The sequence below is a fragment of the Emticicia sp. TH156 genome, assembly GCF_002855535.1.
GTDB classification, from domain to species: domain Bacteria; phylum Bacteroidota; class Bacteroidia; order Cytophagales; family Spirosomataceae; genus Emticicia; species Emticicia fluvialis.
Genome location: NZ_PKRS01000003.1, coordinates 259387 through 285682, shown reverse-complemented (window position 1 = coordinate 285682; position 26296 = coordinate 259387). Strand labels below are relative to the sequence as shown.

Below are 26296 nucleotides of genomic sequence, written 5' to 3'. Positions count from 1 at the left end.
TTTCTGAATTGAAATCCAACAGATAAACATTAATTATAACAGTATTATAGAATGAAAACCTTTTTCAAATCTACTTTAGTAGCAAGTGCATTATTTGTGCTGATTTGGTCTTGCCAGAAAGTTCCTCTTACGGGTCGTAATCAGTTCGTCGGGCTGGTATCAAACGAGCAAATGATACAGATGAGTTTTGCAGAGTATAAGGGGTTCATGGACACCTCAAAGGTGGTGTCGGCCAATACACGCGACGCCGAAATGATTGCCAGAGTAGGGGGTAGAATTAAAACCGCCGTAGAAAATTATCTGATACAGAATAACTACAGCCAGGTAATAAACGGGTACCAGTGGGAATTTAAACTGGTACAGAGTAAAGAAGTAAACGCCTGGTGTATGCCCGGCGGAAAAGTATGTTTTTATACAGGCATTTTGCCTGTTTGTAAAGACGAAGCCGGTGTGGCTGTTGTAATGGGGCATGAGATTGCCCATGCTATTGCCAGCCACGGCCGTGAGCGTATGAGCCAGGCAATGGCTGCACAGGGTATAACCAGCCTTGGAGCCATTGGCGCAGGTGTTTATACAGGTAATCAGCAAACCATGGAAATGGTGGGTCAGGTTTTAGGCGTAGGTGCTTCGGTGGGTTATGTATTGCCTAACAGCCGCAGGCAGGAGTCGGAAGCTGATAAGCTGGGGCTGATATTTATGGCCATGGCGGGCTATGACCCGCAAAATGCGGTGGCTTTCTGGCAGCGCATGGCCGATGCCGGTAAGAATTCTCAGAAACCACCGAAATTGTTATCAACCCACCCTGCTGACGAAGACCGTATTGCAGACCTTCAAAAGCAAATGCCACAGGCGCAAAAATACTATACTACTTACGCAACCAAAAAATAGAATCTGCCAAATTCTGGATTCAAAAGGCGCCGTTAGCTAAAACGGTGCCTTTTTTTTTATGTGTTTCTAAACTGCTGCCCAACTGCAATCTGAAAAATGACGACAAAAATTTGCAAAGTTTTTTTCTTTCATTACTTTTGCTTGTATAGACAAGTTGTAGAATTATTAGGCTATTTTTGAAACACCTGCCATGCTGAAAGATAAGAAAATAGTGGTTATAGGCGGTACAACCGGCCTGGGGCTGTCGGCCTCTAAGGCCTTTGTAAAAAATGGGGCAAAAGTGGTAGTAGTGGGCAGAAATCCTGAAAGTTGTGTGGCCGCTGAAATAGAATTAGGAGACAACGCCATAGCCATGAGCGGTGATGCCGCTAACCCCGGAACAGCCACCAGAGCCATTGAAATGGCACTTACAGACCTGGGTGGTTTTGATGGGTTGTATCATGTAGCCGGAGGCAGCGGGCGCAAATATGGCGATGGCCCCTTACATGAAATTAGCCTGGAAGGGTGGAACAAGACATTTGAATTAAACCTCACGAGCCTGATGCTTTCTAATCAGGCCGCTGTACGGAAGTTTATAGAACTGGGAACCGGGGGTAGTATTCTGAACATGGGTTCGGTGCTGGGGGTTTCGCCTTCGCCCAGATATTTTTCAACGCATGCCTATGCCGCTACTAAATCTGCCATTATAGGTTTTTCTAAATCTATTGCGGCTTATTACGCACCTTATAATATAAGAGTAAATGTACTTGCCCCGGCTTTGGTAGAAACGCCCATGTCTCAACGGGCCTCAAAAGATGAGGTCATTATGGGTTTTGTTAAAACCAAACAACCTTTAGACGGCGGCCGCAACGGACAAGCAGCAGACCTGGACGGAGCCGCGTTATATTTTATGTCGGATGCCTCTGGCTTTACAACCGGACAAGCGCTGTTGGTGGATGGAGGATGGAGCGTAAGTGAAGGACAATACTAAGTGGGTATCAATTTTCAGATTTGTGGGACGAAATTGCGGTTCGGTCAGAATTTGATGCAGAAGAAAAAAAATTGCCACTATGTTAACTAAGAACACCATTTTTCACCGTAGTTAATTGCCAGTTATAACCAGTAGTCTTTATTTTTTATCCATGATAATTGTGCAACATAGTGGCCACATTGCGCACAATGTGGCAAAAATATTGTTCAATAAGCTGTAACCTGCAATAGAAAATGTCTTACGTAATAGGTGTAGATTTAGGGGGTACCAACATTAAAGGCTTAATCATTAACCGCAATGGTGAGGTGTTGAAGCAGCATTATATTCCGACCAAAGATACAGACGACGGCTCGTGGCGGGAAAATGTGAAAGAAATGGTAGAGTACCTGAAAAATTACCTTCAACAGCCCATTCTGGGCATTGGCCTTTCTGCGCCGGGGCTACCCAACGAACAAAACCAGTGTATTGCCTATTTACCCAACAGGTTGAAAGGCCTGGAGAATTTTATGTGGGGTGAGTACCTGGGCGATGCGACCTATGTGCTGAACGACGCCCACGCAGCTTTGATGGCCGAAGCCAGATTCGGGGTAGCCAAAGACAAGCGTAACGTGGTTTTGCTTACACTGGGCACAGGCGTAGGCGGGGGTATTTTAATAAACGGGCATTTGTACCAGGGGCTTGCGCAAATGGCGGGGCATCTGGGGCATATATCAATTAACAGCCAGGAAGAAACCCAAAGTATAGTAGGTATGGTTGGCAGCCTTGAGTACGCCATAGGTAATTATTCTATAGAAAAAAGAAGTCACGGAAAATACAGTTCAACCTGGGAACTCGTTGAGGCCTACCGTAAAGGCGACCACTTTGCTGCTTATTTGTGGCTTTCGTCGGTCAGGAAACTCGCTTTGGCTATCAGTTCAATTGCTAATTTGTTATCACCCGAAATGGTGGTGCTGGCGGGGGGAATCACGCTGGCTGAAGAAGCGCTTTTTGAGCCGCTGGCCACGTTCATGGATTTGTATGAATGGCGCCCCGGCAATAAAAAAACAAGCATTGCCCAGGCTTACTTCGGCGACATGGCCGGCGCCATTGGCGCAGCCAGTTTTGTACTTACCAAATAGATATTCACCAACATAAAAAAAAGAACATAAACATGAGTGTGATACAGGATTATCTGAACAAGTGTGCCGGAATTGTGGAAACAGTCAAAAAACAGGAAGCAGAAATACAAATGGCTGCCCGCTGGTTTGCCGATTCGATTCTGGCCGGGCGAATGGTGCACGTGTTTGGCTCTGGCCATAGTCGCATTATGGTAGAAGAAATGTGGCCGCGTTACGGCTCGTTCCCGGGGTTTAATCCGATAGTTGAGCTTTCATTGACCTTCCATAATCTGGTAGTAGGCGCTAACGGGCAACGGCAGGCTATGTTTCTGGAGAACGTAAGCGGCCTGGCAGATAAAATTCTGCGTAATTTCGATTTATCTGCTTTAGATACCGCCTTGGTTATTTCATCATCAGGTACCAATGTAGTGCCGGTTGAGATGGCGGAGATTTTCAGGCAGAGGGGTATTAAAGTGGTGGCACTGGTAACCCAAGACCACCTGAAAGCCAGTACTACCAAACGACCCGACCATAAAAAACTGGATGATTTTGCCGATTTAGTACTGGATACCGGCGCCCCCGCAGGCGATTCTATGGTATATGTGCCTAATCTGGATACTCCGGTTTCGCCGGGTTCAACGGTTGGGGGCGCCATGATTATCAACAGCATAAAAGCACAGGTGGCCGATTATTTAACTCAGGCGGGGCATCCACCAAAAGTACTTACGGCCGGAGCTTTAGTAGGAGCCACAAGGGCTACCGAATTATTTGAAGCCGCTTACGACGAGCACGCTCACCGCATTGCCCGTATGTATGCCAAACTGGGTGTGCCCAGTTATGTGTCAGACACCAACAAAAATTCTGGCTTATAAAACCAGTCAATTGATAAGGCAATCACAAACAGAGGCCACCTCACTACCTAATAAATTGATTGAACTGAAACAAATACAGGCAGAAGATACACGCCAATTGCGGCACAAAGTGATGTGGCCTGACCAGCACCCCGACTTTGTGGTTTTACCTAATGATGCCGAAGGTTTGCATTACGGGCTGTTGGAAGATGGTAAACTGGTGTCGGTTGTTTCGCTTTTCCGCGATGGCCATCAGGCACAATTCAGAAAATTTGCCACCGATACGGCCATGCAGGGCAGGGGATACGGCACACAATTGCTGCAATATATGATTGAACAGGCGCTGGCAATGGGTATAAAAGAACTCTGGTGCGATGCCCGCGTAACGGCCATCGGATTTTATGAGCGGTTCGGAATGAAGGCCGATTCGGCGGTGTTTCAGAAAAACGGTAAAGATTACGTGTGCATGGGATTAGATTTAACAGCTAATAAATGACAAAAACAAGATGATTATTTCTTTAATTAAACTACTAGACCGCGATTTGCTGAGGCTGAAAAGAGAGATAGAGGCCTATAAAACTGAAGATTTACTTTGGGTAACACCAGGCGAAATAAGCAATTCGGCAGGGAATCTGTGCCTGCATCTGATAGGAAACCTGAATCATTATATTGGTGCGCAACTGGGCAATACGGGTTATGAGAGAAATAGACCTGTTGAATTCTCTGATAAAAACGTTCCAAGAGCAGAACTGATTGAAAAAATTGAAGCCACCCGATTAATGCTGCCCACTGTATTAAACACCCTGACGCCAGACCACCTGGCCCGCAACCATACTGAAGAGTACAACAATGGGCAAGACACCAACGAGTATTTTCTGATTCATACTTACGGGCATTTTAATTATCATTTAGGGCAAATTAATTATCATAGACGATTAACAGCCAATCAGTGATTGAGTGGTTGAGCTATTTTAGCCGAATTGTTAGTCTAAACTTTCAGGTAAATCATTTCGGGTGGCATAATGAGCCAAATCCTGAACTCAGCCGCACCTATTCCGGTACAAAAATCACTCATTCACCAAATTACTCATTCACTAACTCATTCATTCAATCATTAAACTATGCAACCTATACCTATCAGAACAACCGTTGTGGGAAGTTATCCTTTTCCGGGTTGGCTTGAATTTTCATCCATGAACCTCGAAAAGTTCGGGACGGCAGATATTGAAGAAATGATTGAAGATGCCGTTGTGGCGGCCATTCATGACCAGACCACAGCCGGATTGGATGTGATAACCGATGGAGAACAAACCCGACTGGACTTTAACCTTTCTTTTTACGGGTTCATCAAAGGGCTGGAGCCGAATCATTCCGAAACCCGTAAGTTTGGGCCACCTGCGCATGACCAGCGAGGTAAACATTCAATAGTAGAGCCATTAACTGCACCTCGTGGATTGGGAGCTGTAAAAGAATACCAACGTTTAGCCAGACTGGCACCGCAAGGGCATACGCTAAAAGCCTCAGTGCCCGGGCCATACACGCTCTCGGGCCGTATGCTGCCTGACGGCAAAATCTATAAAGACCGCTTTGAGGTAACTGAGGGGCTGCTGCCTTTTGTAAAAAAAGAACTGGAAGACCTGGTGGCCGCCGGTTGCACCGAGATAACGGTTGATGAACCCTCAATGTCGTGCTATGCTTACAAAGAAGATACCAAACACTTTGTAGATATATTTAACCGCACTATTGAAGGCGTGGTGGGTAAAGCCCGTGTTTCAACCCACCTGTGTTTTGGCAATTTCAAAGGGCGTCCGGTTGGATACAGAAAACTACACCCGATGCTACCTGATTTTCTGGATATGAACGTAGACGAGATTCATATTGAAATGGCTAACCGTGAGTTTGACGAAGTGGCTCTTTTGGCAGAATTTGCGCAAAAAATGGATGTAGCCGTTGGTATCATTGATGTGAAAAATTACTACTGCGAAACCATACAGGATGTAATTGAACGAATAGAATTATGTCTGAAATATGTGCCGGCAGAAAAACTGGCTATTGCACCAGATTGTGGCTTGAGCCAGACGGCCCGCTGGGCATCGCGCCAGAAACTGAAAGCCATGTGTGCCGGAGCCATAGCTGTAAGGCAAAAACTGGGGTTTGCTTAATTTTGGCTAAGGTCTTTTTAAGAGCATGTCTTAAAAAGATTTTATACCAAACAATCTTTGGCAAGAACCCCATCCCAACCCTTCCGCGCGACGTCCGCTCCCCACTGTTGGGGCGGCCGCCGCGCGGAGAGAGATTTAGAGAGTGGGGCGGCCGCCGCTGCGGTTGTTTAAAACCAAAGAATATTTTGTGACTTTTTTTTTGAGAAAACCTCAGTGAGTAATTTCTAATTAACCAGATTCTCTAATTTTTTAGCTTGTTTTTTTGTGATTTTTATAATGCTGCCATGCCTCATGCCTTGTGGGAAATGGATGGTGGGCGAAACCTCCTGCCAGTTCACCAGGTCTGTTGAACGATAGGCGCCATAGTAATGAGGTTTGGTGTAGTGGTCGAAATATACATAATAATAATGACCGATTTTGATAGCTGACGGACCCTCCACCCAACTGCCCGAAAATGACTCACTCAGGTTTCTGAATGGCCCGGCGGGTGTATCGCCCACCGCAAAACGCAGGTTTTTCCTGACGGGCTTCAAACGTTCGTCCTTAAAAAACAGATAAAACTTACCTTTATCTTCCAGCAAAGTAGCATCAATTGAGTTAAAGCCAGGGTCATAAAACAGACTCGTTTCGCTAAACGTCTCAAAATCTTTGGTGCGTACATAATAAAACCGGTGGTGATATTTGTCTTCACTCAGATTGCTGCTATCTACGGTTTCGTTTCCTTTCACCGTTGATGACCAGATAATAAGCCAGTCTTTTTGTGCCTTATCATAAAACAATTCAGGCGCCCATACATTTCTAACCAGCCCTGTTTCATTTTTTAGCACAGGTATTGCCTTTTGCGCCGACCAGTTTATCAGGTCTTTTGAGTTGGCGTAGCCTATCACCCGGCCATTCTTACCATTCCAGGAGATTGTCCAGACCATGTGAAAAGTACCGTCAGGGCCTTGCTTAATGTCGGGGTCACGCATCAGATTATCCGGATGATTAATCTGTGGCTTCAAAAAAGACTGGTCGCCTTTTAGCGCCCACCAGTCATGGCCATTTTTACTTAATGCCAGATGCAGGCCGTCTTGCCCGTTATCGCGGAAAGATGTAAATACATAATAAGATTTCTTTTGTGCGAAAGTGGCAGCAGAGCAAATCAGAAAAAGGAACAGTAGTTTGTGTTTCATTTTTTATTTGAGTGTGTTAGGATAAAAGATTCCCCTAAAAATTAAGAAGGGGTTAACTCCCCTCCCCATTGTTGGGGAGGGTCAGGGTGGGGTCAAAACTATCAAATGGCGCTCTCGCGCAAAATGGGCAGGCTCATGCAATGAGAACCGCCACGTGCTCTTGAGAGCTCGGCTGACGGAAGCATAATAATGGTATCGGTCAAAGTTTCCGGGTTTAACTCGTTATTTTCAAATTTTTCAAGCAATTCGGCGGCATGAATAGTTTTAAAACCAGCATTTCTGAACGCCTGCGCCGTGTGGTCGTTGCGGTCGTAGCCAATTGCCACTCCGGCTTTCAATGCCAGCAGGTTGCATGAGTCTGTCCATTGCTCACGGGCGCCATAAGGAAACTGGTTATTGCCGGAGTATATAAACTTGATGTCGTCATAGCAGTTCAGGTCGTCTTTCGTAACCGAGGTAAGCAGGTCTTCCAGATTAGCAAAGTCGCGTATTTTTACACCATCATCTTTGTTGATAAACTGTTTAATGGTAAGCGATTCGTAGCCGGGTTTCTGACCCAGTTTTTCCCATATTTTCTGCCTTTCGGCTTCTTCATGTACCCTGCCTAATGACCCTAGCAGCACCCACACATTACATTTTATTTGTGTAAATATGGTATCAATGTGCATGTAATCTCGTTTTTGCGGAATCTTTACAATGGTTACCTTCTTCACAACCTTACGGGTAAAAAGCAAATCAATGGCCTGCCGGGCTGCCTCTACTGTGGTGCGTTCGCTAACGCCAATCAGCAGGTGGTTAGGGGCTACCATCATTACGTCTCCGCCTTCAAGGGTGTTCAGGCGGTCTTCCTGTTCATCTTCAGGCAGCAAAAAATGGTTTTCATCTTCCGTAATCTCAATTATTTTTCCTCTTAAATCAGCAAAAAGCGCATGGTTAAAAAAGATGTATCTGGCCAGCAGCGACTCGCGCGTGCGGGCATATTTGGCAGGTTTGTTAAGCAACAGGTGGTCGTTTACTACGATGCCTATGTCTCTTGTAAAAATCAGATTCGGTATCGGCGGAAACAACATTTTATTGTTGGGCATGGTGCCGGTTATCAGCACTTTTGCCAGTTCGTTTACTGACAAATGAGCCAGCTCGTTCTGAAACTGAAACGAACACTCTTCCACGGCACAAACGGCCGCTACCAGCTGAGTGCGCACTTCGGGCAGGTTCAGAATGTCTTTCAGTAGTTTTTCAAATTCAATTACCTTGTCTGAATGAAAATACTTTTCTTTTTCAGGTTTATAAAAATCACGGCTGGTATCGGCATCAATTTCTTTCAGCTTGCCTTTTACCTTTTCAGGGTCCAGAAAATACAACAGAATTTTAACGTAATAGTCGTACTCGTCGCGGCGCATGGTTTGCAGATGCACAATGTCTTCAAAAAGCCAATCCTGCGCTTTTGAAGGTACAACCTTGCCCAAACCGCTATCGGGGCTATGAATAATCAGGCGGCGTAAAGTGCCTACTTCTGAAGAAACAAATATATTTGACATATCAAGGAATCTATTAAACGGAGTTTTTGTGAATGAATTGTTGATTGATTTAACCTGCAGCACAAGATTAAATCTTCGGGATAGATAAATTAACATTCACATTAGTAAAACCCAAATTGCGCCATAAAAAACAGAATGGCAAAGAATGTAACAGGAATAAGTAGGGGTAGGTATAATAATGGCTTAGCCGAAGTGCCCCTATCAGAAATCTGATAAGCGTTCTTTGGTTGTGAATTGATATGCTCGTTGAAAAATGCCATTTTATTTAGCAAAAATACAAGATAAGTCAGTTATTCCAAAACCGGGTCTTTTTCTTGGGTTTTTCTTCTTCACAAATTCATTAATTGAACCAAACTTTTGAAAAAACATTCCTAAATTGCGTTGTCCATTTTAAAAATGCAAATGGTTGAATCTAAAATTATGAGTGCGACTACCCGCACTGATGAGCGCCCGAAAGAATCAAGACTACTTTTGTTATTTTTCCTACACAATTTCTTTATTAGTATAGGAACCGTTTTAGTATATGTTTCGGCGAACCTGATTTTACTGGAACACCACCCCGAAGTATCGCTGCCCATTGCCTATATTGTTTCTACTTTTGCCATGATGGGTGTGGGGAAAATCTACGAGTATTATGAGCATCATCTGGTACTGAAAAAGCTGAGCGTACGTGTGTTGCTGGCTGTTCTGGTGCTGGCCATTATTATGGGTGTTATTCTGTTTTTTAACCATTCAACCGCTGTGGCCATTGGTATTATGGTTGGCTTCAGGGTTATCTATCTGTTGGTTAATCTTGAGTTCTGGGGGGTGTCGGCCCTGGTTTTTGATGTACGCCAGAGCAAGCGTTTGTTTAGTGTCATAGGTTCCGGCGATGTACCAGCCAAGGCCATAGGCGCCATTCTGGCGGCGCTTATCCATTCTACCTCGGTGCTGGCCATATTGGTACTGGTTGCATTTGTAACCTTTTTGCTGGCTTTTTTAACACAGAAAAAGACTTTTGAAATAACAGATATCCCCAGTCATCATCAAAATAAAGTACGCAGGCATACAGAGTCCAGAATGGTAGAAACCCTTTTTGGCGGTAGCCAGCTGGTTTTTGAAATGTGTATCGGGCTGGTAGCCATTGCGGCATCAGCCACCTGGATTGAGTACAATTTCTTTGTAAACGTAAAGTACAAGTTCCATTCACAGCACGATGTTATCACTTTCGTTGGCTATTTGCTGGCTATTACATATGCCATCTCAACCGTAGTGAAGTTGCTGTTTTCTAGCAAAGTAATTGATAAATTCGGGCTGAAAAACGCGCTGCTGCTGTTACCTATCGGCACTTTGCTGATGTCGGTGTTTCTGGTGGGTATGTCTTCTTATAAGCAGGACGAAAGCTCGCTTCTGTTTGATTTCAGCGCAGCATACCTGTGCTTTGAGGTACTCCGACGAACGGCCTTCGACCCGGTTTTTCTGGTTATGTTTCAGCCCTTATCAACCCAGCAGCGTTTAAAAGGCCATACCCTGGCAAAAGGTTTCTATGAGCCACTGGGTATGGGTATTGCCGGTATTCTGTTGCTGATAGCCTATTTTGTGCATTCATCTCAAATCTGGATAGCTTTCGCCCTCACCGTAATATTGTCTTGGCTGGCCTTGTATTTCCTAAACAAAGCCTACAAACGATATATAATAGAGTTGAAAAATGCGCTCAGCAAACGCTTCCTGAAAAGCAACGAGCTGGTGGTACAGGGCGATGCACTGAGTATTATTCTGAAAAACCTAACCAGCGATAAACCCGAAGAGGTAATAAGCGCCATCGACTGGATTGTAAAATTTGAACCAAAGGTAATTCAGAATCAGGTTTCTTTTCTGTTAAAAAACAATTCAGAAAAAGTAAGGCTACATATTTTAACCGTTATTAAAAGCCAGCATCTGGTTATAGACTCACAGTTTTTGCAGGGTTTTAATGAACACGAGCTTAACCCGCAGGTAAGGCGGATATCGGCAGAAATTGCCTGTACGCAGGCAACAAACCCCGGGCAGCGGTCGGTTTATCTTAACTCTGACAATATATATACTCTACAGGGCGCCATAATTGCCTGCTGGCGAGTACAACATGATGAAGCCAAAGAAAAACTTGACCGCTTGTGCGACGAAACCAAACCTGAGCAACTGATTGTAGCGCTTGAGATAATTGAACTGCTACGCCTGAAAGAATACGAGACCATAGTAAGGATATGCCTTGAAACAGGTACTGGCGCTATTAAAGAAAAAGCCATTGAGGTAGCGGGGGCTATTGATTCGGCTTTGCTGATAAAAGGTCTGGTGCATTTGCTGGAAGACCGCCAATGGGGTAAAAAAGTTATTAACAGCCTTATCAGATCCGGAGGCAGAGGATTTGCCGAAGTAGAGGCCTTATCAAAAGGCGGAGATACCGCTCTGTTGCAAAAAGTGGTATTGTTCAGCGAAAAATACCAGAGCCTTGCCAGCGAACGGCTGTTGGTCAGGCTGGCACAGAATGAGTCGCTGAACGTACGGCAAATGGCGCTTAAAGTGCTGGGCAGACGCACCAATAGCGACAACTATGAAGCTTTGTTTGAGAATCTGCTACAGGAAGAACTGGCTCATGCCTATCAGTTGCTGAATGGTTTTGGTGTGCTGGATGAAGACATACTCAATTATGAGCTGGGGCAGTCTTCAAACCGGATTTTTTATTTGTTGATGCTGCTGTATGAAAAAGAAATGGTGCAGGATGCCATGATGGGTGTTGAGCATTCATCAAAAGAAAAGAGAGCCAACGCGCTCGAGATTCTGGATAACATTATTCCGAGGGCTATTTACAAATGTTTGCACGCAATACTTGACGATTCTGAGATTGACAAAAAAATTCAGGTTTTTGTGGCCTATTTTACTGAAAAACCTGTGCCTGTGCCAATCATCGAGTATATACTTGAAAAAGGCAGTAATGCCTTTGGAGACTGGACAATAGTGGTGGCGCTGAAATCTTGGAATCTGAGGGGGCAGTATAACCAGCTCTTTGAAAAATACCTGTTGAATCAGAAAAAACTGTTTCAGGAAGCAACCGCGGCCATTGTTAAAAAAGACCTTTATCTGAAAGAAAAATATAAAGAAATAATAGCTATGCAACACGGACATGATGAAAACGAAATATCTGAACTAGAGCGTGTAATTGTATTAAAAAACACACAGTTGTTTGCCGAAACACCAGAAAACGTGCTTACCTCTATTGTGCCAATTATGAATGAGGTAACCTACCACGAAGGAGAAGAGGTTTTTCAGAAAGGAGCCATCGGTAATTGCATGTATGTTATTTATTCAGGCGAGATTGGCATTGTAGACCATGATGTACTTTTTGCCACCATGGGTAAAGGAGATATTTTTGGCGAACTGGCCCTGCTCGACTCCGAACCTCGTTCGGCTACCGCTGTTGCAAAAAGTGATGTGCTGCTTTTCAGAATTGATCAGGACGATTTCTATGACCTGATGGAAGAGCGCGATGAGTTATTGCGTAGTGTGCTACGAATACTCTGCCAGCGTATACGCAGGCAGAATGATAAACTGAAACGATTGACGATGGTTTAAAAGCCACCATTTAGGGCTTTTAATTCATTCAGCCTTTTTTGTTTGGCTTCATTTCGCCATTGGCGGGCGGTTTCTGTCCAGTACTGGTGATTTTCCAGAAAATTAATCTGTATTTTGTTCCAGCTGTCGTGGTCGGTAACCAGTTCGCGTTCTTGTAATTCATCAAAAAGTGTTTGGGCAACCGCCTCGAAATCGTCACGGCCCAGGTAATCCAAATCGGCATCAGCAATAATTCTTTCCAGATGGGTGGTCGGGCTTTGCGGTATTCTGGTGGCCATTATCATGCCACAGATAACCTCAATCTGGCTATGATTGTAACCAAAATTCAGCAACGATACCCGGGCAAGTCGGCAACTTTCTGCTTCATGTTCGTTGTAAGTGGTTATAAAGCCCAGGTCATGGTAAAGCGCAGCAGTTTGTATCAATATCAGTGTTTCACTATCATTTATACCTTCTGCAACGGCCAGTTGCAGTGCAGCATTAGTTACGTCAATGGTATGATGCACACCATGATAATAGAGCGAATCTGATAAATTCTCATCAAGTTTATCAAAAACATAGTTCTCTGCTTTCTGAATATCCATTTACTGCCAGTTTTTTGCCCTATTGTCTTTAGTGTATTTATGATGCAAATATTGTCACAAATTTTATTCAAATAATCCAAAGCTGTTTCTTTTTTACTACAATCAGTACAAATTTTGTGCTAAACCGACTCTAAAATTGGATTTTGAAGGATTTTCGTTATTTTTGATTAAATTCAGAAGTACAGGTTAGTAGTACCAGTAACCACCAGAAGCGCCTTCCACTTTTGGAGACCAGGCAAACTAAGGTTATTATTACACCGCCAATTTAATTTATTAACCAAATGACTGACAAATTCTGCCCGTTTTATGAAATTTGAATTTAGTGACTTAGCGCAGAAAACCCTTTTTACATTTTTGGTATTCAGGTTTTTGAGAACCTACTATGATACGGCCAAGAAGTTCCCTGAGCAGGATATTCTTCTGAAAAGAGGTTGGTTGTATGTGATTCCGTTTCTTATTGTTTCGCAGTTTCCCTGGTTAAGGTTTTTTAAGAATTATTTCTTCGAAATTTTTGTGCTGGCAGGAGCCTTTTTTATCTACAGAGCCAGATATAACCGCAGTACCAATGTTTTATGGACAGCCGTTTTTCCGCTTGCTACTGTTATTGTTTTTATGGGCCTTTTAAGGTTGATTGTGCCGTCCTTTTTTAATGAGTATGCCGAACTGTTTGATATTGCCAAAGGATTTGCCGTTTGCTGGATGATTGGCTTTGGTTTTTATGCCCACAAGCAAAACAAAGTTGAGTTGCAGCAAAGGCAGAAAGCAGAAGAAGAACGCCTGCGCAACGAAGCCAAAAAGCAGGAGTTGGAATATCAGGTTGCCCAAAGAACGGCCGAGTTGCTAAAACAGAAAGAAGCGCTGGAAGAAACCGTAGAGGAGCTGATATCTACCCAGAAACAACTGGTGCAGGCAGAAAAAATGGCATCGCTCGGTGAACTGACGGCCGGAATTGCGCATGAGATACAGAATCCGTTGAATTTTGTGAATAACTTCTCTGAACTGAGTGTTGAATTGGCCAAAGAACTACAAGAGGAACTGGAAAGAGATGAACAGGATAAAGACCTGATTGCCGATTTGGTTAGCGATCTGGTGCAGAATCAGGAGAAAATTAACCATCATGGTAAGCGTGCGGCCAGCATAGTACGCGGTATGCTGCAGCACAGCCGGGCAAGCACAGGCCAAAAAGAAGAAACCGATATAAACGACCTGGCCGATGAGTATCTGCGGTTGTCTTACCACGGGCTGCGCGCCAAAGACAAGACCTTCAATGCCGATTTTAAAACTTATCTGGACCCCGATGTGCCTAAGGTAAATATTATTCCGCAGGATTTTGGCCGGGTGTTGCTTAACCTTTTCAACAACGGTTTTTATGCCGTACAAGAAAAAGCCAGACAAAACTTGAATGGCTATAAGCCAACGCTAGAGGTCATAACCCAGATGAACAAAAAAGACAATGAAATAACCATACGCGTGAAAGACAACGGAACCGGAATACCCGAGAGCGTAAGGAATAAGATTTTTCAGCCGTTTTTTACAACCAAACCTACGGGGCAGGGCACAGGGCTGGGCTTATCTCTGGCTTTTGATATTATCAGCAAAGGGCACGGCGGAACATTGGATGTAACGTCTGTTGAAGGCGAAGGAACCGAATTTTTGATTACAATACCGGTTGGGTAAAAATATCCGACGATAGTAAATTTACCAATGGCTAATGCACAGTTAATCCAATACTCAATTTTAAAGAGAGAACTTTTTATACTGAATGAAGCATATATACCTGTTATTTATAGTTTTTGTAGTTTTTCAGAGTCAGGCTCAGAAAGAAATAGTTTTTAGCCCTGTAGACGATATTCCTGAAATTGGTGTTAGCCTGGCGAATTACTGGAAGTGGCGCGCCGGCGATAACAAATTATGGGCAAAGCCTGATTTTAACGACAGCCTTTGGAACAAAATAGCGGTTCTTGAGTCGATGAATGACCATCCGGATCTGGCCAAGGCGAAAATTGCGTGGTTGAGACGCCCAATGCAGGTAACCAAAGAATTTGTAAATAAGCCATTGACGCTCATTGTGAGCCAGATGGGTGCCTCTGAAATTTATCTTGATGGCGTATTACTTCATAAACTAGGGGTAGTTAGTGCAGACCCCTCTAAAGAAAAAACACAAGCCTATGCCACAGCGCTGCCAATTAACATGGCCGATACCAATATACATGTGCTGGCAGTTAGGTACTCGTTTTCTGGCAATAATTTCTTTTATCCGGGTACCAACTCACAGATATTCGGTTTGAAGATTTTTAAAACACAAGACATTGGCAGTTTTATAGAGAGAAAATCACATCGGTCTGTTGGGTTTAATTACCTGTTTGCCGGGGTGTTTCTGGTTTTTGCTCTTTTACATTTTCTGTTTTTCGTCTCAAACCCTGTTAAGAAAGTAAGCCTCAGCCTGGGTCTTACCATGTTGTTTCTTACAATAGGCTTTTTTCTTCGAGGTTTTGAGCAGATTCAAACCGATGTTTCTAAGAGAGAGATTTTAAGCCTAATTACCCTGACGGCCACCTACCTGGGCATTTTGCTGATTAACGTTTCGTTGTATCAGTATCTCAATCAGAAATACGGTATTATATTTTATGTTGTGGCCTTATTGGTTACAGGCGGCCTTTTGTGCAATATTTTTGCCATAGAGTTGCCTTTCTACGTTGAGGTATGGGTGCCTTTTCTGCTATTATTTGTTGATTTCATAAGGGTAAGTGTCCTTGCTGAAAAAAGAGGCGACTCTAACGCTAAAGTACCCATTTACTCGCTCGTGGTGGTAGCCTTCAGTGCGGTAGCCGGCGTTATTACGTTAATGATAGGTGGTTTTTCTGGTGCCGGTTCAGATAGCATTGTGTTAACCATAGGCCTTTTCATCATTGTGATTATGTTTTTCAGCATACCCATCGGGCTTTCGCTATCGCTTGTAAGAGAATATTCAAGAACGCATAAATCTCTGATCAAAAAACTCATTGAAATTGAAGAACTATCGGCAGAAAACCTGGCTCATGAGCAGGAAAAGCAACAGATACTGACCGCCCAGAACGAAATGCTTGAAAAGCAGGTAGCCGAACGCACAGCCGAACTGGCCAGGTCGCTGGATGATTTGAAAAAAACACAGACCCAACTGATACAAAGCGAAAAACTGGCATCGTTGGGAGAACTCACCGCCGGAATAGCCCACGAGATTCAGAATCCACTTAATTTTGTCAATAATTTCTCTGAACTGAGTAAAGAACTGATAGATGAGCTTCAGGAAGAACGCGCCAGACCTGAACGAGACGAAGCACTGGAAGAAGAATTGTTAGGCGACATTGCCCAAAACCTCGAGAAAATTAATCATCATGGCAAAAGAGCCAGCAGCATTGTGCGGGGTATGCTTGAGCATTCGCGCTCAAGTACGGGCAAAAAAGAACCGACAGACATAAACGCCATGGCCGAAGAATACCTGCGGCTGGCGTATCATGGGATAAGGGCTAAAGACAAGAGCTTTAACGCCGATTTTAAAACAGACCTGGATGCCAACCTGCCCAAAGTGCCGGTTATTGCACAAGATTTTGGCCGGGTATTGCTTAATCTTATTAACAATGCTTTTTATGCCATTAAAGATATGGAAGGCAAGGGGCAGGTAATTGTACAGACCCGGCAAACAGGCAACCAGATTGAAATAAAAGTAACAGATAATGGTGTGGGCATACCAGATGCCGTAAAAAGCAAGATTTTTCAACCGTTTTTTACTACCAAACCTACTGGGCAGGGTACAGGTCTGGGGTTGTCGCTGGCGTATGACATCATAACTAAAGGCCACGGCGGAACACTCAATGTAGAAACAAAAGAAGGAGAGGGAACAACGTTTGTTATCAAATTGCCTTATCTTTGACATACTAATTAATAGAATAACCCGGTAAAAATGAAAATTTTAGTTGTTGACGACGAAGAAGACGTAAGAACATTATTTCAGCAGCGCTTTCGGAGAGAGATACGTTCAGGTGAGTTTGAGTTTGCTTTCAGCGGCTCAGGAGAAGAAGCGCTTACGTATCTGGAAGGGCAGGATTTAGAGGCTATTCTTATTTTGTCAGACATCAATATGCCGGGCATGAGCGGGCTTGAGCTACTGAGGTTAATACGGTCTGAATCGCCCAAAGCACCGCCAACGGTGATGATGATTACTGCTTATGGAGACGAGCAAAGTCATGCCCAGGCCATGAGCCTTGGGGCGAACGATTTCCTGACCAAGCCTTTGGATTTTGCAGAATTAAAACAAAAACTTAAAAGCTCGATATGAACGCCAAAATAATGGTAGTGGACGATGAGGCAGATTTGGAAACGCTCATCAAACAGAAATTCCGTAGACAGATTCGAGAGAAAACCTATGAGTTCAGCTTCGCACAAAATGGCGTGGAAGCTCTGAAGATATTGCAGGAAGCACCGGATATTGATATGATACTGAGCGATATCAATATGCCGGAAATGGACGGCCTCACGCTGTTGAGTAAGATTTCAGACGTAAACCCGCTTTTGAAAGCTGTTATTGTATCTGCCTATGGCGACATGGACAACATCAGGGTGGCAATGAACCGGGGCGCTTTTGATTTCCTTACCAAGCCTATTAACTTTGAAGACCTGGAGCTTACCGTTGAAAAAACCATCAAGCACGTGATTCAGTTACGGCAGACACTGCAGGCCATAAAAGAAAACAACATTCTTAAAATGTATGTAGATGAAACCGTGCTGAAATTCATGAACAGCCACGAGTTTGAGACCTCGCTTACCGCCAACGAAACCATAGAGGCTACCGTAGTTTTTATTGATATATGCGGGTTTACATCTATTTCAGAGAAAGAATCGCCCGATACTGTGGTGAACCTCATCAACAAATATTTTGATGTAATGGTGAAGGGTATCATAGAGCAGGGTGGCTACGTTGATAAATTTATGGGTGATGCCGTAATGGCTGTTTTTAAAGGAGATTACCACCTTGACCGCGCCATTGAAGCCTCTCTGGCGGTGCGGTCGGCCATTGCCAAAATTGAAGAGGTATTGCCTAATCATGCTACTTATATGCCTAAGGTATCAATTGGTGTAAACACCGGCGAAATGATATCAGGCAACATCGGGTCAGCTTCTTTACGCCGCCTTGATTACACAGTAATTGGCGACACCGTAAACACTGCCCAACGCCTGCAGGCAGCAGCCAAACCAAGCCAGATTATCATCAGCCAGGCTACCTACGAAAAAGTGAAGGAGTCTTTCAATTGCCAGGAGGTAGGCGAAACCAGCCTTAAAAACAAAGCTCAGGCGGTTAAATTGTATGAGGTAGTGGCATAATTTTGCCTGAATACGCTTTTGCTTATTTGTTTTATTGCCAGATGTTTAGCAGCAAATAGGTTGTTTCTTGCAGATTTTGTTGATAATCAGTTAAATTTTAAAGAACATACGGAACGAGCAGCCCTTATTTGGGGTTATTAATTAAAAAAATAAGAATAGCATCTTGGTTATTTTGGTTGTATCTTTGCAGTTTAATTTTTAAAATCTAAAAGAGTACACAAACCGTCTGTAGTCAAGTATCATTTAAAATAAAGCTTAAAAAATGCTCACTATCAGTAATTTACACGCGAGAATTGAGGAGAAGGAAATATTACGTGGAATAAATTTTGAAGTAAAACCCGGCGAAGTCCATGCTATAATGGGGCCAAACGGCTCGGGTAAAAGTACGCTTGCTTCTGTTCTGGCAGGTAGAGAAGACTATGAAATAACCAACGGTACTGTTGATTTTAACGGTAAAGATTTATTAGATATGTCTCCGGAAGAAAGAGCCGCTGAGGGCATCTTTCTTGCATTTCAGTACCCGGTTGAAATACCCGGGGTAACCACTATTAATTTCCTGAAAACTGCTCTGAACGAAATCCGTAAATATAACGGACAGGAGTCGCTTGATGCCGCGCAGTTTCTGAAAAGAATGAAAGAAAAAGCAAAGCTGGTAAAAATTGACGACACCCTGCTGAAACGGTCTTTGAACGAAGGGTTCTCTGGCGGTGAGAAAAAACGTAACGAGATTTTCCAGATGGCCATGCTTGAGCCGCAACTTTGTATTCTTGACGAAACCGACTCCGGCCTTGATATTGACGCACTCAGAATTGTAGCCGAAGGTGTTAATAAGCTAAGAGACGAAAACCGCTCTTTTATTGTAGTTACGCACTATCAGCGTCTGCTTGATTACATCGTACCAGACTTTGTACACGTTTTATACAAAGGAAGAATTGTTAAGAGTGGCACCAAAGAACTGGCCCTTGAGCTGGAAGAAAAAGGCTACGACTGGATTAAAGCCGAGGTTGATTCGCTTGAAGTAGCGTAAGTATCAGTTATGATAACCGTTCAGGTATCCGGCAGTCTGCAACCCGCAGGCCATTATGCACACGCCGTTGTGAGCAACGGCCTGGTTTTTACATCGGGCATATTACCCATTAAAATTAAAACTTCTGAAAAGCTGCCTGTTGAATCCGGAATTGAAGAACAGGCCGCCGTGGTTTTTGATAATCTGAAACAAATACTGGCAGAAGCCGGAAGCGATGCCACCAAAGTTGTGAAAACAACGGTGTACATTACAGATGGAAACCACTGGGGAGTTGTTAATCAACTTTATGCCACTTTTTTCGGAAACCACAAACCTGCCCGGTCCATCATTCCTGTTAAAGAATTGCATTTTGGTTATCAAATAGAATTAGAAGCAGTAGCAGAATTATAAGATGAGTTCTATAGAAAATAAAGATTTAAAAAATCAGTTAATGGCTGATTTTCAGACCCTAGAGGCGCAACTGAATGGCAAGAGTGTTTTGCCTGTAAACCAGCTACGCATTGAGGCCATGAAAAATTTTGACAGGCTGGGTTTTCCCACTATCAAGCATGAAGAGTGGAAATACAGCAATGTTTCAGCGCTTACCAAACAAAATTATAATTTTGATGCGGGTTCTGATTTCAGCACTAAAGACTTACAGGATATTCACCTGCCTAATCTGAAAGGTAACGTTCTGTATTTTATAAATGGTGTTTTTCATGCCGAACTGTCTAAAATAGAAAGCCCCGGCGAACAACTGCAGGTGGTGCCTTTTGCCGAAGCTCAGCAAAAAATGCCTGAAATAGTTAATCAGTATTTCGGGCAGTATGCCGACTACAAGAATGATGCTTTTACTGCCCTGAACACGGCCTTGGCAAAAGATGGCGTTGTAGTACATATTGCAGACAACAAAACGCTTGAAGAACCTGTTATTTTGCGGTTTATTGGCGATACCCGTAAAGAAGACGTAGGTGCGCACGTGCGTAACCTGATTGTTGTAGGTAAGAATGCAGAGGTTAAAATTGCAGAAGCCTATCGCACAATTGGCAATAACAGCTACTTTATAAATACTGTTACCGAGTTTGTGCTTTTTGAAGATGCCCGCGCCGACTACTATAAGGTACAGAACGAAAGCGACAAAGCACATCATATTGGTACTACCCAGGTTTATCAGAAAGATAAAAGTTATTTCTATGGCGCTACGGTTACTGTTAACGGTGGCTTTGTAAGAAATAACCTGAATATTGTGCTGGATGGCGAACACATTGAAAGCCATCTTTTTGGTTTATATGTGCCCAGCGGTAAGCAGCACATCGATAACCATACACTGGTTGACCACCGGAAACCTAACTGCCAGAGTAACGAGCTGTATAAGGGTATATTGATGGAGAAGTCAACCGGGGTGTTTAATGGTAAGATATTTGTGCGTGAAGATGCGCAAAAAACAAATGCGTATCAGAACTGCCGCAACGTGGTTACGTCTGACGAGGCCACCATGAATACCAAACCACAGCTGGAAATTTGGGCAGATGACGTGAAGTGTTCGCACGGTACTACCACCGGTAAACTGAATGACGAAGCCATTTTCTATATGCAGTCGCGCGGGATTCCCAAAAACGAAGCGATACGTTTGCAGTTATTGGCCTTTGCTGAAGATGTGGTATCTCAAATCAAGATAGATTCAATCAAAGAATATCTGGAAGGTCTGATTACCGAAAAACTCGGTGTATTAAGCAAGTAAGATATAGCTTTTTATATAAAAAATACCCGGGGCTTAGGTACACCGGGTATTTTTGTTGGTGGGGGTTTGGTGGGCATTTTGGCCCCCTGTAATATCATTGCCTAACGTTGCAGGTAATTCTCAATCTTGGTAAGAATTTCTTTCTGCCGGTACGGTTTCGGCAGGTAATCATCAAAGCCTGCTTCTTCCAATGATGAAGAGTCTTTCAGAAACACATCGGCTGTCAGGGCAATAATAAACGGCTGGTCAGTTTCCTGGTAAATTTCCCTGATAAGCTTTGAGGTCATGATACCATTTATACCCGGTAACTGAATATCCATAAAAATCAGGTCATACTTATTTTTTCTGGCTTCTTCAACGGCTTTTTCTCCGGTTTCAACAATATCAAAGTTATCCATCACTCCTTCCAGTATCCGTTTCAGAATCTTCTGGTTAAACTCGTTGTCTTCAACTACCAGTACGCTATGGTTAGCCAGAATTTTAGTTGGCTTAGTTTCCTGCTTTTGTACCTGCTTAATGCCGATATCGTTTTTAAATACCCATTTCTCAACCATTTTCATTAAGTTTTTCAACTTTAATGGTTTTATTAGCACTTCTTTGTATCCCCATTTCTCGCACGACTTAGCCTCTTTTTCATGACTGTACGACATAGCCAGAACCGGCACGCTTTCGGGGATACCCATTTCATGCAGATAACGGATGGTTTCTTCCATCTTGCCATTTACCTGCATAGAGTCAATAAGTATCATTGAAGGCTGTTTTATCGGAGTCTTAAAGAAACCCTCTACCGTGCAAGACGATATCAGCTCCAGCTTTTTATCTTTAAAATACTGGTTGAAGGTTTCAACGGCTTGCTCTGCATTTAACGACCAGATACAGGTATCGGCATTGGCATACTTGTTAAACAAGTCGCCCATCAGAATAGGCCGTGAGTCGGTGTTTTCGTATGGTATTTCAAAGAAAAATTCGGCACCCTGGCCAATTTTGCTTTTTACGCCAATTTCACCGCCCATCATTTCGGTCAGGCGTTTACAGATAGCCAGCCCAAGGCCGGTACCGCCCGAATGCTTGTTGGTTAGTTGCTTGAAGCGGTCAAAGATAAGCTCCTGTTCGCCGGCTTCAATACCTTTGCCCTGGTCTATTACTTTGCAAGATAAAGTGGGTTTGCCGTCTTTAAAGATGGCAGAAACCTTAATAGTAACCCAGGCGCCAACCGGCGAAAATTTAACGGCGTTAGAGATAAAGTTAAGTACTATTTGCCGCAGTCTGTTGCGGTCGCCTTTAACATATACAGGCAGATTTGGGTTAAGCATAACCCTTAACTGTATGCCTTTTTCAAGGGCAGTGGCATAGAAAACATCTACGCAGTCGTCAAACAACTCAACTGTCGAGAAAACCTCGGGTTGAATTACCAGTTCTCCGGCCTCAATCTTTGAATAATCAAGGATATCATTAATCAGCGAAATGAGACTTTCGCCGCTTTTCTTGATTATATTTACCAGTTCAAATTGTTCGTTAGACAGCGCCGTGTTTTCAAGCAGACTCACAGCCCCGATAACGCCGTTCATGGGGGTGCGTATTTCGTGGCTCATGTTAGCCAGAAAAGTGGTCTTCATCAGGTTGTCGCGGCGTTCTTTTTCAGCCAGATGAATCAGCTGATGGTTAATATCCTGCAGGCGCTCTTCTACCTGCTCTTCAATGGTTACATCTTCAAAAATCCATATCCGGCCCGAGTACCTGTTTACGTGTATCAGCTGCGTAATTACATTGTAGGTTCGGTTTATTGGGGCGGCAAATTTCCAACGCCAGCGGTCTATTGAGTTAGAGAACATCAGTTCCTGCATCCGGTTTTGAACTTCCTCTTTGTTCTGTAACTTGTTCAGCAGGTTGCTGAATCCCTCTGCTATAGTCTGCGAGGTAATAGGTGCATCTGAAGACAACCCGAATAAATCATAGGCTTTGGTGTTCATAAATACGCCATTGGCGCTTTCATCAACAAATACAATGGGTATGGGGCTTTTACTCAGGATAGACTCAAAGCGTATGTTCAGTTCGGTGAGTTCGGTGGTGGTCTGGTAGGTAGATACAATTTCTTCAAACCGTATCTTGCTCAGCAAAGAAAAATATCTGTATCCGTTATTGATTAGGGTATCTGGCTGGCAGACTTTTACCAGCAAACCAGTGGTATGATCGGTTTTGATGGTCTGCACAATCACTTTCGTTTCAGTTTCTTCAAAACTGAAAAGGCCTTTGGTATCTTCAATTACTTTAAAGTTGCAATCGAGCATATCCTCAATCTGAAGGAAGGGAATATTACGCCCTACCAGCTGAAGGTCTGATGAATGCGTTATAACAGCTTTATTGGGCTGAGGGAAATTGACGTAGTAGAATTTATCGGCAATATCGAGTTTTTTTAATGACTGAAACAAAACGTTCATCATTTTGTCGAAGGTATTCTGAATACCTATCGTGCTTTTAAAAAACCTGACATATTTATTTGCCCAGATGATTTGTTCATCCGGCTCAATAACCTGAGAATTGTTTTGTAGGCTCATAATAGCGAATTGCCTGAGATATATGACATCGTGCTGCAACAAAGATAACAAAAACCAAGCCAAGTAATATCTTAAAAATGTATAAACCTTCTGACATTAGACGCAAGGAGTGGTATTTGCCAACTGAATCAATAAAACAGTTACTATAAGTAAATTATAAAACGAAACGGCCTGAAGATACCTGCCACCTGAGGGCCATATTTGGCGGCAAGTCTACAGCAAAAGACGATTAATTTAAACTAGCATATTCTTCTTTTATAATGCTGATGAAGTCGGTTATCTCCGTAACCAGAGCCCGGGTTTCATCGTTGGCGATATTGAAGGCGGGGTCGTTTTTTGCCTTATACTCGAAGGCCTTCATTTTGTCTGACAAAAGAATACCGCCAACAAAACCCACCGCCGAACTGATGGCATGTATTTTTTTTACAAGCCTGTCTTTATCTCCGTCATTCAGAGCCTCGTGTATTTCTGCCAGTTCTTCGGGCATCAGGGCTAAAAAATCACCCATTACTTCAGACAGATACTCTGCTGTATCATAATTCTCTAATAAAAATTCTTTGTCCAGAACGGGGTTAAACTGATGTGCTTCTAGCATATGGATTATTTGGGACGGATAATGCCATTAAATTAATAAAATTGAATGAATGAACGCAAAAACTTATGGTTTTTACAGCAAAATCAAGTGAATGAGCGGTGTTTTCATGATTAGATACAAATGTATTAAATTTAACGTAAAGAACCTGCATGATATTTACGAAGATATGCAGAGGGGGTAAGCTGGGTGCGGTTTTTAAATTGCCGGTTAAAGTTGGAAACGTTATTGAAACCATTGGCAAAGCAAACCTCAAGCACGCTCATGTTACCGCTCTGGAGCATCCGGCAGGCATGGCCGATACGGATGTCGTTCAGAAACTCCGAGAAGGTCCGGCGGGTGCGCAGTTTAAAAAATCTGCAGAAAGCATTGGTTGTCATGTTTGCAATGTTTGCTACTTCATCAAGGCTCACGTCCCGTTCATAATTACGCATCAGAAACTCAAAGACATCGTTTATACGTTGGTTATCGGTTTCTTTTAATGTGCCTTGGTATGCAATGCTAGACAAATACTCTTTGTCCGTTGATGCCCAGATAGCATTGAGTATTTCAAGAAAGGTAAGCAGTTTTTCGAATCCTTTTTTATGTGCAATTGACTGTACCAGGTCGGTGAGTGCATTGGCCTGCTGATTTCGGATTCTGAAACCCCTTGAGGCTTCTGTCAGTAAAGTTTTCAGATGCTGGGTTTCAGGTATATCAAAGAAGGTTTCGCCCAGTATATCTCCTCTGAAATACACAGACACCGAGTGTGCCCGCAATTTTTCTGAATAATACTCGGCATCATTACGAAAAACATGAGGCAGGTTGCTACCCAGAAAATAGAGATCAAAAGGTTGGAAACGGTCAACGTTGTCGCCCACAAACTGGGTGCCTGTGCTTTCAAGCATCAGAGTTATCTGCCATTCAGGATGAAAATGCAGGGTGTCATAAAAATGCGGTATGTCGTCTACCTGTACACGAAACGACTCCGTTTCTGTTTTGGGGATTCGGAATAACAGGGGCTTCATTGAAATTGCTGAATGTCGATTCAGTAGTGCCGGATTGGCTTTGTGGCAGGAACATCCGGTTCGTGGCTAAATACGGAATCGTGTTTGTTAAATAATCTGATAACTACCGATACTGATAATAAATACTAATTTATCTGTATTTATTCTAACAGGCAAATTTATGGGGTAAAAAAGTATAAGTAATGGCAAAATGAGGATAGGTTTTTATGCAATTGAAATACTAGCTTTGTATCCTGAAAACAGAATTATTCATTTTATATACTCGTAAGTTATGAAACCAAACTGGACAGGCGTATATCCGGCCGTTACCACTAATTTTTTTCAGGACGAAAGTCTGGACCTGAAAACCTTTGCATTTAATATTGAAGAACAGATAAAGGCCGGTGTGCATGGCATTATTATTTGCGGTTCGTTAGGTGAAAACGGTACCCTGACCAAAGATGAAAAACTTACCCTGCTTGATACTGCTAAAAATACCATTGCCGGCCGTGTGCCGTTGGTAATTTGTATTGCAGAGTGTATCACCCGCGAGGCCATTGCCTTCGCCAAAGAATGTGAGCGCGCAGGTGCAGAAGGTTTCATGCTGTTGCCGCCGATGCGTTACCCGTCTGATGACCGCGAAACTTTGCATTACCTGCACCGTGTAGCCGATTCAACAGATTTACCGGTAATGGCGTATAACAACCCACTTGCCTACAAGACCTTTATTTCTATACCGATGTTTCATGAGCTGGCAGCTAATCCGCATTTTGAAGCCATGAAGGAGTCGACAGGTGATATCAGATACATGACCGATATCATCAACGAATTTGGTAACCGTTTCAAAATCCTTTCAGGTGTTGATGACCTGGCTTTTGAGAGCCTTGTGATGGGCGCTGATGGCTGGGTGGCCGGTCTGGTAGATGCGTTCCCGCGTGAAACCGTAGCTATTTATGAACTGGTAAAACAAGGCCGCATTGAAGAAGCCAGAGCTATTTACCGCTGGCACTTCCCGTTGATGCACCTGGATGTATCAACCAAGTTTGTACAGAATATCAAACTAGCCGAAGTAGCCACAGGCCTGGGTACTGAATGGGTGCGCGAACCACGCCTGCCCTTGGTAGGTGAAGAGCGCGAACGCGTGCTGAAAGTGATTAATGATTCACTGGCTACCAGACCTGTTTTACCTCAATTCTGATTGAAGC

At 43.4% G+C, this 26296-nt stretch carries 22 protein-coding genes; 16 read left to right on the top strand and 6 right to left on the bottom strand.

The features are described 5' to 3' along the window. The first annotated feature begins 51 nt into the window (after positions 1-51). The 7 genes from C0V77_RS07590 (at position 52) to C0V77_RS07560 (ending at position 5968) form a co-directional block, all read left to right on the top strand. A complete protein-coding gene (locus C0V77_RS07590; RefSeq protein ID WP_101725742.1) occupies positions 52-888 on the top strand; it encodes a M48 family metallopeptidase in 837 nt (278 codons plus the stop codon). Between the two features lie 190 nt (positions 889-1078). Beyond that, a complete protein-coding gene (locus C0V77_RS07585) occupies positions 1079-1858 on the top strand; it encodes an SDR family NAD(P)-dependent oxidoreductase (RefSeq protein ID WP_101725741.1) in 780 nt (259 codons plus the stop codon). Between the two features lie 233 nt (positions 1859-2091). Next, entirely contained in the window at positions 2092-2976 is an 885-nt protein-coding gene (locus C0V77_RS07580; RefSeq protein WP_101725740.1) for an ROK family protein, read from the top strand. A 32-nt stretch (positions 2977-3008) separates the two neighbouring features. After that, complete coding sequence (locus C0V77_RS07575) at positions 3009-3827, top strand: sugar isomerase domain-containing protein (protein ID WP_101725739.1); 819 nt, start codon at positions 3009-3011, stop codon at positions 3825-3827. A gap of 10 nt (positions 3828-3837) precedes the next feature. Next, a complete protein-coding gene (locus tag C0V77_RS07570) occupies positions 3838-4302 on the top strand; it encodes a GNAT family N-acetyltransferase (protein WP_229236227.1) in 465 nt (154 codons plus the stop codon). A 10-nt stretch (positions 4303-4312) separates the two neighbouring features. Continuing rightward, positions 4313-4759: a DinB family protein gene (locus tag C0V77_RS07565; RefSeq protein ID WP_101725737.1), complete on the top strand. Its 447-nt coding sequence runs from the start codon at positions 4313-4315 to the stop codon at positions 4757-4759. Positions 4760-4927: 168 nt separating this feature from the next. Beyond that, on the top strand, positions 4928-5968 hold the full coding sequence (locus C0V77_RS07560) for a cobalamin-independent methionine synthase II family protein (protein ID WP_101725736.1): 1041 nt from the start codon (positions 4928-4930) through the stop codon (positions 5966-5968). Between the two features lie 224 nt (positions 5969-6192). On the opposite strand, the gene C0V77_RS07555 is transcribed toward C0V77_RS07560, so the two are convergent. Both C0V77_RS07555 and C0V77_RS07550 read right to left on the bottom strand, forming a co-directional pair. Beyond that, positions 6193-7143 carry a glycoside hydrolase family 43 protein gene (locus tag C0V77_RS07555; RefSeq protein ID WP_101725735.1) on the bottom strand — a complete coding sequence of 317 codons (951 nt, stop codon included), beginning with the start codon at positions 7141-7143 and terminating at the stop codon, positions 6193-6195. Positions 7144-7244: 101 nt separating this feature from the next. After that, positions 7245-8681, bottom strand: coding sequence for an arginine deiminase family protein (locus C0V77_RS07550; RefSeq protein WP_101725943.1), 1437 nt, complete (start codon positions 8679-8681; stop codon positions 7245-7247). A gap of 402 nt (positions 8682-9083) precedes the next feature. On the opposite strand from C0V77_RS07550, the gene C0V77_RS07545 reads away from it, so the two are divergent. Beyond that, positions 9084-12269: a cyclic nucleotide-binding domain-containing protein gene (locus tag C0V77_RS07545; protein WP_158237906.1), complete on the top strand. Its 3186-nt coding sequence runs from the start codon at positions 9084-9086 to the stop codon at positions 12267-12269. Here C0V77_RS07545 and C0V77_RS07540 read toward each other — a convergent pair. Continuing rightward, complete coding sequence (locus tag C0V77_RS07540; protein ID WP_101725733.1) at positions 12266-12853, bottom strand: HD domain-containing protein; 588 nt, start codon at positions 12851-12853, stop codon at positions 12266-12268. The genes C0V77_RS07545 and C0V77_RS07540 overlap by 4 nt on opposite strands. A 306-nt stretch (positions 12854-13159) precedes the next feature. On the opposite strand from C0V77_RS07540, the gene C0V77_RS07535 reads away from it, so the two are divergent. The 7 genes from C0V77_RS07535 (at position 13160) to sufD (ending at position 20958) form a co-directional block, all read left to right on the top strand. Beyond that, on the top strand, positions 13160-14530 hold the full coding sequence (locus tag C0V77_RS07535; RefSeq protein ID WP_101725732.1) for a sensor histidine kinase: 1371 nt from the start codon (positions 13160-13162) through the stop codon (positions 14528-14530). 85 nt (positions 14531-14615) lie between these two features. Further along, positions 14616-16763, top strand: coding sequence for a sensor histidine kinase (locus tag C0V77_RS23365; RefSeq protein ID WP_229236226.1), 2148 nt, complete (start codon positions 14616-14618; stop codon positions 16761-16763). A gap of 30 nt (positions 16764-16793) precedes the next feature. Then, positions 16794-17168 carry a response regulator gene (locus C0V77_RS07525; protein WP_101725731.1) on the top strand — a complete coding sequence of 125 codons (375 nt, stop codon included), beginning with the start codon at positions 16794-16796 and terminating at the stop codon, positions 17166-17168. Continuing rightward, positions 17165-18211, top strand: a complete 1047-nt coding sequence (locus C0V77_RS07520) for an adenylate/guanylate cyclase domain-containing response regulator (RefSeq protein WP_101725730.1) — start codon at positions 17165-17167, stop codon at positions 18209-18211. Before C0V77_RS07525 ends, C0V77_RS07520 begins: the two co-directional genes overlap by 4 nt. A gap of 262 nt (positions 18212-18473) precedes the next feature. Continuing rightward, on the top strand, positions 18474-19238 hold the full coding sequence (sufC, locus tag C0V77_RS07515) for a Fe-S cluster assembly ATPase SufC (protein ID WP_101725729.1): 765 nt from the start codon (positions 18474-18476) through the stop codon (positions 19236-19238). Positions 19239-19247: 9 nt separating this feature from the next. Next, on the top strand, positions 19248-19628 hold the full coding sequence (locus C0V77_RS07510; RefSeq protein ID WP_101725728.1) for a RidA family protein: 381 nt from the start codon (positions 19248-19250) through the stop codon (positions 19626-19628). Position 19629: 1 nt separating this feature from the next. Continuing rightward, a complete protein-coding gene (sufD, locus tag C0V77_RS07505; protein WP_101725727.1) occupies positions 19630-20958 on the top strand; it encodes a Fe-S cluster assembly protein SufD in 1329 nt (442 codons plus the stop codon). Between the two features lie 101 nt (positions 20959-21059). Here the strand turns inward: sufD and C0V77_RS07500 are convergent, their stop codons facing one another. The 3 genes from C0V77_RS07500 to C0V77_RS07490 form a co-directional block, all read right to left on the bottom strand. After that, complete coding sequence (locus tag C0V77_RS07500; protein ID WP_101725726.1) at positions 21060-23513, bottom strand: ATP-binding protein; 2454 nt, start codon at positions 23511-23513, stop codon at positions 21060-21062. 229 nt (positions 23514-23742) lie between these two features. Beyond that, the gene (locus C0V77_RS07495) at positions 23743-24108 is read right to left on the bottom strand and encodes a hypothetical protein (protein WP_101725725.1); all 366 of its coding nucleotides are present in this window, start codon (positions 24106-24108) and stop codon (positions 23743-23745) included. A 131-nt stretch (positions 24109-24239) separates the two neighbouring features. Further along, positions 24240-25112, bottom strand: coding sequence for an AraC family transcriptional regulator (locus C0V77_RS07490; RefSeq protein WP_101725724.1), 873 nt, complete (start codon positions 25110-25112; stop codon positions 24240-24242). Positions 25113-25383: 271 nt separating this feature from the next. Here C0V77_RS07490 and C0V77_RS07485 point away from each other — a divergent pair, with 271 nt between their 5' ends. Then, entirely contained in the window at positions 25384-26289 is a 906-nt protein-coding gene (locus C0V77_RS07485) for a dihydrodipicolinate synthase family protein (protein WP_101725723.1), read from the top strand. Positions 26290-26296: the final 7 nt, after the last annotated feature.

What these genes read in the sequence shown, in the direction of transcription:
- C0V77_RS07510 (WP_101725728.1), top strand. Translation starts at nt 19,248, where the DNA reads ATGATAACCGTTCAGGTATCCGGCAGTCTGCAACCCGCAGGCCATTAT.
- C0V77_RS07580 (WP_101725740.1), top strand. Translation starts at nt 2,092, where the DNA reads ATGTCTTACGTAATAGGTGTAGATTTAGGGGGTACCAACATTAAAGGC.
- C0V77_RS07575 (WP_101725739.1), top strand. Translation starts at nt 3,009, where the DNA reads ATGAGTGTGATACAGGATTATCTGAACAAGTGTGCCGGAATTGTGGAA.
- C0V77_RS07525 (WP_101725731.1), top strand. Translation starts at nt 16,794, where the DNA reads ATGAAAATTTTAGTTGTTGACGACGAAGAAGACGTAAGAACATTATTT.
- C0V77_RS07585 (WP_101725741.1), top strand. Translation starts at nt 1,079, where the DNA reads ATGCTGAAAGATAAGAAAATAGTGGTTATAGGCGGTACAACCGGCCTG.
- sufC (WP_101725729.1), top strand. Translation starts at nt 18,474, where the DNA reads ATGCTCACTATCAGTAATTTACACGCGAGAATTGAGGAGAAGGAAATA.
- C0V77_RS07565 (WP_101725737.1), top strand. Translation starts at nt 4,313, where the DNA reads ATGATTATTTCTTTAATTAAACTACTAGACCGCGATTTGCTGAGGCTG.
- C0V77_RS07520 (WP_101725730.1), top strand. Translation starts at nt 17,165, where the DNA reads ATGAACGCCAAAATAATGGTAGTGGACGATGAGGCAGATTTGGAAACG.
- C0V77_RS07550 (WP_101725943.1), bottom strand. Translation starts at nt 8,681, where the DNA reads ATGTCAAATATATTTGTTTCTTCAGAAGTAGGCACTTTACGCCGCCTG.
- C0V77_RS07500 (WP_101725726.1), bottom strand. Translation starts at nt 23,513, where the DNA reads ATGAGCCTACAAAACAATTCTCAGGTTATTGAGCCGGATGAACAAATC.
- C0V77_RS07560 (WP_101725736.1), top strand. Translation starts at nt 4,928, where the DNA reads ATGCAACCTATACCTATCAGAACAACCGTTGTGGGAAGTTATCCTTTT.
- C0V77_RS23365 (WP_229236226.1), top strand. Translation starts at nt 14,616, where the DNA reads ATGAAGCATATATACCTGTTATTTATAGTTTTTGTAGTTTTTCAGAGT.
- C0V77_RS07555 (WP_101725735.1), bottom strand. Translation starts at nt 7,143, where the DNA reads ATGAAACACAAACTACTGTTCCTTTTTCTGATTTGCTCTGCTGCCACT.
- C0V77_RS07540 (WP_101725733.1), bottom strand. Translation starts at nt 12,853, where the DNA reads ATGGATATTCAGAAAGCAGAGAACTATGTTTTTGATAAACTTGATGAG.
- C0V77_RS07485 (WP_101725723.1), top strand. Translation starts at nt 25,384, where the DNA reads ATGAAACCAAACTGGACAGGCGTATATCCGGCCGTTACCACTAATTTT.
- C0V77_RS07535 (WP_101725732.1), top strand. Translation starts at nt 13,160, where the DNA reads ATGAAATTTGAATTTAGTGACTTAGCGCAGAAAACCCTTTTTACATTT.
- C0V77_RS07490 (WP_101725724.1), bottom strand. Translation starts at nt 25,112, where the DNA reads ATGAAGCCCCTGTTATTCCGAATCCCCAAAACAGAAACGGAGTCGTTT.
- C0V77_RS07495 (WP_101725725.1), bottom strand. Translation starts at nt 24,108, where the DNA reads ATGCTAGAAGCACATCAGTTTAACCCCGTTCTGGACAAAGAATTTTTA.
- sufD (WP_101725727.1), top strand. Translation starts at nt 19,630, where the DNA reads ATGAGTTCTATAGAAAATAAAGATTTAAAAAATCAGTTAATGGCTGAT.
- C0V77_RS07545 (WP_158237906.1), top strand. Translation starts at nt 9,084, where the DNA reads ATGGTTGAATCTAAAATTATGAGTGCGACTACCCGCACTGATGAGCGC.
- C0V77_RS07590 (WP_101725742.1), top strand. Translation starts at nt 52, where the DNA reads ATGAAAACCTTTTTCAAATCTACTTTAGTAGCAAGTGCATTATTTGTG.